Below are 7018 nucleotides of genomic sequence, written 5' to 3'. Positions count from 1 at the left end.
GTGCCCTGGAAGAACTCGATCCGCCGGGGTGTCCGACGAAGCCTCCGTGATGTCTGTCATCGATTCACGACAGGACGGTCGAGTACTTAACGGTTTGGACGATCGCAAAATCGGAGCGGACCGGCAGTTCGGAGCGATCCGACGGCGTTCGAGAAAACCGCAAGACAGCGCCGGTGTAAATACACCTTAAGGAAGTAATACGCACACCGGAGATCCGGCGTGTATTCCGATTCGGAAGTCGATTAATAAGCCGGATCGACGTTCGTTTCGTTCGGCGGCGCGCCGGCGCGCGGTCCGTTGTGGCTATCCGCACTGGTGGGCCAGACCGCCGCGACGTATCGCACCGACGAATACGGGTCGCCGCTACCGCCCGAGCGCGTCAGTCACCTCGCGGCGGAGCGCGACGAGGTCGGGGTCCGCCCGCTCGCGGGGCCGCTCGACGTCGACGTCGACGACCGACGCCACCGTCCCGGGCTGGCCGGCGAGGACGACGACGCGGTCCGCGAGGTAGACCGCCTCCTCGACGTCGTGCGTGACGAGGACGACGGTCGTGCCGCGCTGCTCCCACACGTCGAGCAGGTGGTCCTGCTGGTCGGCCTTCGTCAGCCGGTCGAGCGCCGAGAACGGCTCGTCGAGCAGCAGGACGGACGGGTCGTACGCCAGTCCGCGCGCGAGCGACACGCGCTGGGCCATCCCGCCGGAGAGCTCGCCCGGGTGACTGTCGGCAAACCCGTCGAGCCCGACCGTCTCGATCAGGTCGCCGACGCGGTCGCGGGCGGCCGGGCTCGCGGGATCGACGTCGGCCGGGAGTCCGACGGCGACGTTCTCGCGAACGTCCGCCCAGTCGAGCAGCCGCGGCTCCTGGAACACCATCCCGACGTCGTCGCTGCCGCCCGCCCTGACGTCGGTGCCGTCGACGGTGACGCGGCCCTCGAACCGCGCTTCGAGCCCCGAGAGCACGCGGAGCAGCGTCGACTTCCCGCACCCGGAGGGCCCGACGACCGCGACGAACTCCCCGTCCGCGACCGCGAGGTCGACGCCGTCGAGCGCGACCGTGTCGTCGTACCGCTTCCGGAGCCCGTCGACCGCGAGGACGGGGTCAGCGCCCGACGACACGGTCTCGCACCTCCTTGACCGCGACGTCCGAGCAGTTGCCGAGGAAGGCGAACAGCAGGATCGACGCCACGATGATGTCGGGCCGCGCGAGCGTCCGCCCGTCGCTGAGCAGGAACCCGACGCCCTGGCTCGCCGCGATCAGCTCGGCGGCGACGACGAACATCCACGCCAGCCCGACGCCGCCGCGGATCCCGACGAGCAGGCTCGGGAGCGCGGCCGGGAACACGACCCGACGCAGCGACTCGACGCGCCCGAGGTCGTACACCGCCGCGACCTCCAAGAGCTCCTCGTCGACCGCGGCGATACCGGTCGAGAGGTTGAGGTACACCGGGAAGAACGCGCCGACGGCGATGAGCAGCACCTTCGCGGTCTCCCCGATGCCGAACCAGAGGAGGAACAGCGGCACCCACGCCAGCGACGGGATGTTCTTCAGGCTCTGGAGCAGGGGGTCGAGGAGGTCGCTCGCGGTCCGCGAGAGCCCCGTGGCCGTCCCGAAGACGGTCCCGACGGCGATCCCGAGGCCCGCGCCGAGAGCGACGCGCCGGAGCGTGACCGCGACGTGGCCCCACAGCTCGCCCGAGGCGCCCATCCCGTACAGCGTCTCCGCCACCCGCACCGGGGTCGGGAGCTGGTACGCCGCGATGGTGCCGGTCGCGACGACGAGGTGCCAGCCGACGACGAGCGCGGCGGGGACGAGCAGCCCGAGGAGCGGTCGGAAGCGGCTCGCGGCGGGGAGGGGGACCGGGCCGAGGCTGTGAGACGCCGCCTCCGAGGCCGACCCGCCGCCCGTCGAACCGCGACCGGCGTCGGACTCGCGGGAGACGTCCGACTCCCGGCGGGTGTCGGCGGCCATCTCAGACGACCTCGCTCGCGAACTCGGAGTCGATCAGGTCGTCGACGTCGGCGGCGGGGTCGGCGTCGTCGGTCACGAGCCCCTCGCGTTCGAGGATCGGCGAGAGGTCGGCGAGCAGTTCGCGGTGCGCGTCCCCCGGGATCGGCTCCGAGAGGTCGTTCCGCTGGGTGAACACGCGCTCCGCGACCGGCCGCGACATCTCGGAGGCGTCGGCGAGGATCCCCGCGGTCGCTTCCGGGTTCTCGACCGCCCACTCGCGGCCGCGCTCGTACGCCTCGAGGACGCGCGTGGCGTCCTCGGTGCGGTCCGCGAGGAACCCGTCGAGGAAGTTCAGGAAGCCGTAGGTGTTGTACCGCGGCTCGCGGAAGAACAGCTCGGCGCCGTCGTGTTCGAGCTCCAGCTCCGCCATGTGGGGGTCGAGCCCGGCCCACGCGTCGACCTCGCCCCGGACCAGGGCGGACTGCCCCTCGGGGTGCTGGAGGTTGACGACCTCGACGTCCTCCTCGCCCAGTCCGGCGTCGTCGAGCGCCTGGAGTAGGAAGAAGTACGGGTCGGTCCCGCGGGTGGCGGCGACGCGGCTCCCCTCGAGGTCCGCCACCGACTCGATGCCGGTCTCCCGGAACGTGACGAGCGCGGTCCACTCCGGCTCCGAGTAGATGTACGGCGTCGTGATCGGCACGCCGTTGGTGCGGGCCATCAGCGCCGCGATCCCCGCAGTGGAGGAGACGTCGGCCTCGCCGCTCTGGGCGTACTCGTTGGCTTGGTTGCTCCCGAGACTCAGCACCCACTCGACGTCGGTCCCGGTGTCGGCGAACGCCGCCTCGAGCCACCCCTTCTCGCGCAACACGAGGCTGACCGGGTTGTAGTACGCGTAGTCGACCGTCACCGTCTCCGAGCCGCCGCCGCCCGCGCAGCCGGCGATCAGCGAACCGCCGATCGCCGCGCCGGTGCCGCGGAGGAACTGTCTTCGGTCCATCGTGACTCTCCGTACCGGTGCCACTCATAAGGAGATATGGCTATGGAGAATATTCATCTGCGACTATGATGCCCTATAGTTATTTATTTTCGATGCTGTGTCGAGTTGACACGGCCGTCGACGGGTGCGTTACGAACGCAGACGGGCGAACGCGCGTTTCGCCCGAGGACCGAACGGCGACCGAACCGGTTCGTTCCGCGTTCCGGTCTCAGGAATATGTTGCCGGTTGCTCACGGCGGCCGCGTGGCCGGGCGCGAGACGGGGATCGACGGCGGCGACCGGGGGAGTCGGCTCCCCGGTTACATCCCCATGTCGGCGGCGGCGTCCGGCACGGGGAGGTCTGGGACGGCGACGCCGAGCAGCTCCGCGGCGTGGTCGAGCGCCATGTCGAACCCGTAGTAGCGCTCCAGTTCGTCGCCGTCCGGGCCGGTGCGCACCTTCAGCATGGCGTACCCGTCGGCGTTCTGTGCGACCGTCGCCTCGCGGCCGTCCCGAGAGAAGGTGAGCCGGCGCTCGCCGTCGATCTCCTCGTACGTCGCCTCGATGCCGTTCGCCGACGCGGCCTCCGTGTCGGTCATACGAATGGTACGGGCCGATCCGTGTCGAACCTGTCGGTCACCGAGGCGGGATCGGGGCGGTCCGCGCTCCGCCGCGACGGGCCCCGACCGCGGGAGTCGCTCCCGCACGTGCGAGATTGCGCGCCGCGCTCTCGTCGTCGCCACGGCGTCGCCGACACCTGCGCCGGTCCGCGATGGCAAGCTTAAGGGACGCCACGCGCCAACGGAGGGCAATGAGTACAGAGGTCACCCGGCGGCGGGCGTGGGTGATCGCCGCCCGGCCCCAGACGCTCCCGGCGGCGGCCGCGCCGGTGGTCGTCGGCGTCGGACTGGCGTTCGCCGACGGCGTGTTCGCCCCGCTGCCCGCGCTGGCCGCGCTCGTCGGCGCGGCGCTGATCCAGGTCGGGACGAACTTCGCGAACGACTACTACGACGCGATCCAAGGCGCCGACACCGACGACCGCGAGGGGTTCACCCGCGTCGTCGCGAGCGGCCTCATCGAGCCGGCGGAGGTGAAGCGGGCGATGTGGCTGACGTTCGCGGCCGCGATCGGCGTCGGGACGTACCTCGTCGCGGTCGGCGGCGTCCCCATCCTCGTGATCGGGCTGGCCTCCGTGGCGGCCGGGATCGCCTACACCGGCGGCCCGTACCCCCTCGGCTACCACGGGCTCGGCGACCTCTTCGTGTTCGTCTTCTTCGGCGTGATCGCCGTGACGGGAACGTACTACGTCCAGGCCGCAGCGCTGCTCTCCGGGTGGTTCCCGGTCGGGATCCCGGACGGGACCGTCACGCTCGCGGCGGTCGTCGCGAGCCTCCCGATCGCCGCGCTGTCGACGAACATCCTCGTCGTCAACAACCTCCGCGACCGCGAGGAGGACGCCTCGACCGGCAAGCGCACGCTCGCGGTCCGGTTCGGCTACCGGTTCGCCCGCGCCGAGTACCTCGCGATGCTCGCCGTCGCGTACCTCGCCCCCGTGTGGTTCGTCGCTCGCGGCGACGGCCTCGCGACGCTGCTCCCCCTCGTCACCCTCCCGCTCGCGGCGGCCGTCGCGCGGACGGTGCTGACCGAGACCTCCGGCGAGGCGCTCAACCCCGCGCTCGAGTCGACCGGGAAACTGCTCGCGGCGTACGCCGTCGCGTTCGCGGTCGGGCTGGCGCTGTGACCGCCGACGACCCCCCGACCGACGGCGGCGGGAGCGAGGGCCGGACGGTGCGACGCCGCCCGTTCGCGCTCGACCTGACCCGACCGCTCGGCACCGCCCGGGGCGACATCGCCCGTCGAGAGGGGTTCGTGGTCACGGTCGAACCCGCCGGGAACCGGTCCGAAGCGGTCGGCGTCGGCGAGGCGACGCCGCTCCCGGGGTGGACGGAGTCGCACGAGGACTGCGCCGCGGCGCTCGACGCGGTCTCCGACGGCGACGGAACCGATGCGCCGCTCGGGGCGCTGCGCGCGGAGTCGACGCCCGCGGCCCGGCACGGCGTCTCCCTCGCCCTCGCCGACGCCGCGGCCCGCGACGCGGGGCGGTCGCTCGCGGAACGACTCGCGAACGAGGCCGACGTCGACGCGTCGCCCGCGGCCGCGGTCCCGGTGAACGCGACCGTCGGAGACGGGTCGCCGGCGGAGACCGTCGCCGCGGCGACGCAAGCCGTCGACGAGGGGTTCGACTGCCTCAAGCTGAAGGTCGGTGCCCGCGACGTCGACGAGGACGTCGAGCGCGTCCGCTCGGTCAGGGAGGCGGTCGGCGACGCGGTCTCGCTCCGCGCCGACGCGAACGGCGCGTGGGACCGGGAGGCGGCGCGCCGCGCGCTCGACGCGCTGGCCGCGTTCGACCTCGCGTACGTCGAGCAGCCGCTCCCGGCGGACGACCTCGACGGGCTGGCGGCGCTTCGCGGCGAGGCGCGCGGCGGGGCGGTCCCCGTCGCGGCCGACGAGTCGGTCGCGGCCCGCGGGGTCGACGCGGTCCTCGAAGCCGACGCCGCCGACGCGGTCGTCCTCAAACCGATGGCGCTCGGCGGCCCCGACCGCGCGCTGTCGGCCGCCCTGCGGGCGCGGTCGGCCGGCGTCGACCCGGTCGTCACCACCACCGTCGACGCGGTCGTCGCGCGGACCGCCGCCGTCCACGTCGCGGCCGCGATCGGGGGGGTGTCGCCCTGCGGGCTCGCGACCGGGACGCTGCTCGACGAGGACCTCGCATCGGACCCATGCCCGATCGACGACGGGCAGATCGCGGTCCCGACCGGGCCGGGAATCGCGGGCGGCGCGTTCGACGACCTCCGGCGCGAGTGAGGCGGGCGCGGCTCGCGGCTCAGGCGTCGTCGGGGGCGACCTCGACGCTGCCGCGCATCCCCCGCGTCTGGTGCGGTGTACAGAGGTACACGTGAGTGCCGGGCTCCTCGAACGCGCGCTCGAATGTGTTGCCCGCCCCGGCGAGGATGTCGGACGCGAACGAGCCGTCGACGGCGTACACGTCGTGACCGCCGCCGCGCCCGGTCCACTCCCAGACGACCGTCGTCCCGGGATCGACGCGGACGTGCGCCGGCGCGTACGAGAACCCCCCGTCCGCGCCGACGGCGACCGTGACGCTCGCCTCGCCGGTCAGGTCGATCCGTTCGTCGTCCGCCGCCCCGTCGCCGCCCGTCCCCGCGTCCGGAAGGACCGAGCCGAGGCAGCCGGTGAGCGCGGCGGCGGTTCCGGTACCGGCGGCGGCGAGGAGGGCGCGGCGACTCCTATCTCTCATAGCCGAACGGAGGCGCTCCGCGGTATAAACCTCACCGCGTCGCGGTTGAATCGCAACCGCGCGGCCGGCCGAACGGGAGCCACGGCTCCGACGGCTCCGACGGCTCCGTCGGCGGCGGGGGACGGACTTTTCACCGCGACCGTCGAACGGAGCCGTATGAGCGAGTGGACCGACGCCATCGTCGGCGAGCGAATGACCGTCGACAACCAGTTCAACGAGCGCGTCGCCGCGTCGCGCTTCTCCAGCCAGGAGTGGGGACTGATCATGACGGCGACCGAGTTCGAGATCGAGAACGCCGACGACGCCGAGGCCGCGCGCGTCGTCGCGGACACGTCGAGCCTCCCGGCGATCATGCCCGAACTGGAGAACCTGCGGTCGCAGATGGCGGGGATGGGCGGTGCGCCCGGCGGGGGCGACGCCAGCGGGTCGAGCGGCGGCGTCGTCGACTCGATCAAGGGCGCGCTCGGACTCGGCGGCGGTGGGGGCGGCGGTCCCTCGGACGAGGAACTAGAGGCGGCGGAGCGGCTGGTCCAAGAGTACGCCGGCGAGCTACAGGCCCACCTCGAAGAGGTCGGGAAGTGGGATCAGGTCCGCGTCGCGTACCAGGAGTAGCGAAACGGTCCCGCGGTGGGCAACCGAGTTACTCCAAGTCGCTGCCGCGGAACAGCGTCAGCTCCTCCGCCTCGTAGATGTTGATGAGCTCGGTCACGATCTCGTCGTACTCCTCGTCGTCGACCCGGAGCGCGTCGAGCCGTTCGACCGTCTCCTCGTCGAGGTG

The 7018-nt window shown here is 72.5% G+C and carries 8 protein-coding genes; 3 read left to right on the top strand and 5 right to left on the bottom strand.

Going from position 1 to position 7018, the window contains the following annotated elements:
• Positions 1 to 363 precede the first annotated feature (363 nt).
• The 4 genes from Q0116_RS13820 to Q0116_RS13805 form a co-directional block, all read right to left on the bottom strand.
• Entirely contained in the window at positions 364 to 1116 is a 753-nt protein-coding gene (locus Q0116_RS13820) for an ABC transporter ATP-binding protein (RefSeq protein WP_297889567.1), read from the bottom strand.
• Positions 1100 to 1969 (bottom strand): ABC transporter permease, encoded by an 870-nt coding sequence (locus tag Q0116_RS13815; RefSeq protein WP_297889562.1) that lies wholly within the window; start codon positions 1967 to 1969, stop codon positions 1100 to 1102. The genes Q0116_RS13820 and Q0116_RS13815 overlap by 17 nt, the downstream gene beginning before the upstream one ends.
• 1 nt (position 1970) lies before the next feature.
• Positions 1971 to 2945 (bottom strand): substrate-binding domain-containing protein, encoded by a 975-nt coding sequence (locus Q0116_RS13810; protein WP_297889559.1) that lies wholly within the window; start codon positions 2943 to 2945, stop codon positions 1971 to 1973.
• A gap of 299 nt (positions 2946 to 3244) precedes the next feature.
• Entirely contained in the window at positions 3245 to 3523 is a 279-nt protein-coding gene (locus Q0116_RS13805) for a hypothetical protein (protein ID WP_297889556.1), read from the bottom strand.
• A gap of 212 nt (positions 3524 to 3735) precedes the next feature.
• Between Q0116_RS13805 and Q0116_RS13800 the strand changes: the two genes are divergently transcribed.
• Positions 3736 to 4665: a 1,4-dihydroxy-2-naphthoate polyprenyltransferase gene (locus tag Q0116_RS13800; protein WP_297889554.1), complete on the top strand. Its 930-nt coding sequence runs from the start codon at positions 3736 to 3738 to the stop codon at positions 4663 to 4665.
• Complete coding sequence (locus Q0116_RS13795; protein WP_297889552.1) at positions 4662 to 5789, top strand: mandelate racemase/muconate lactonizing enzyme family protein; 1128 nt, start codon at positions 4662 to 4664, stop codon at positions 5787 to 5789. Before Q0116_RS13800 ends, Q0116_RS13795 begins: the two co-directional genes overlap by 4 nt.
• A gap of 19 nt (positions 5790 to 5808) precedes the next feature.
• On the opposite strand, the gene Q0116_RS13790 is transcribed toward Q0116_RS13795, so the two are convergent.
• Positions 5809 to 6240: a halocyanin domain-containing protein gene (locus tag Q0116_RS13790; RefSeq protein WP_297889549.1), complete on the bottom strand. Its 432-nt coding sequence runs from the start codon at positions 6238 to 6240 to the stop codon at positions 5809 to 5811.
• 156 nt (positions 6241 to 6396) lie between these two features.
• Here Q0116_RS13790 and Q0116_RS13785 point away from each other — a divergent pair, with 156 nt between their 5' ends.
• The gene (locus tag Q0116_RS13785) at positions 6397 to 6852 is read left to right on the top strand and encodes a DUF5799 family protein (RefSeq protein ID WP_297889546.1); all 456 of its coding nucleotides are present in this window, start codon (positions 6397 to 6399) and stop codon (positions 6850 to 6852) included.
• Positions 6853 to 7018 lie beyond the last annotated feature (166 nt).

It is taken from the genome of uncultured Halorubrum sp. (genome assembly GCF_937146585.1).
In the GTDB taxonomy this organism is placed as follows: Archaea; Halobacteriota; Halobacteria; order Halobacteriales; family Haloferacaceae; genus Halorubrum; species Halorubrum miltondacostae.
The sequence above is the reverse complement of the archived record's forward strand: the minus strand, read 5'-3'. Positions and strand labels throughout refer to the sequence as shown.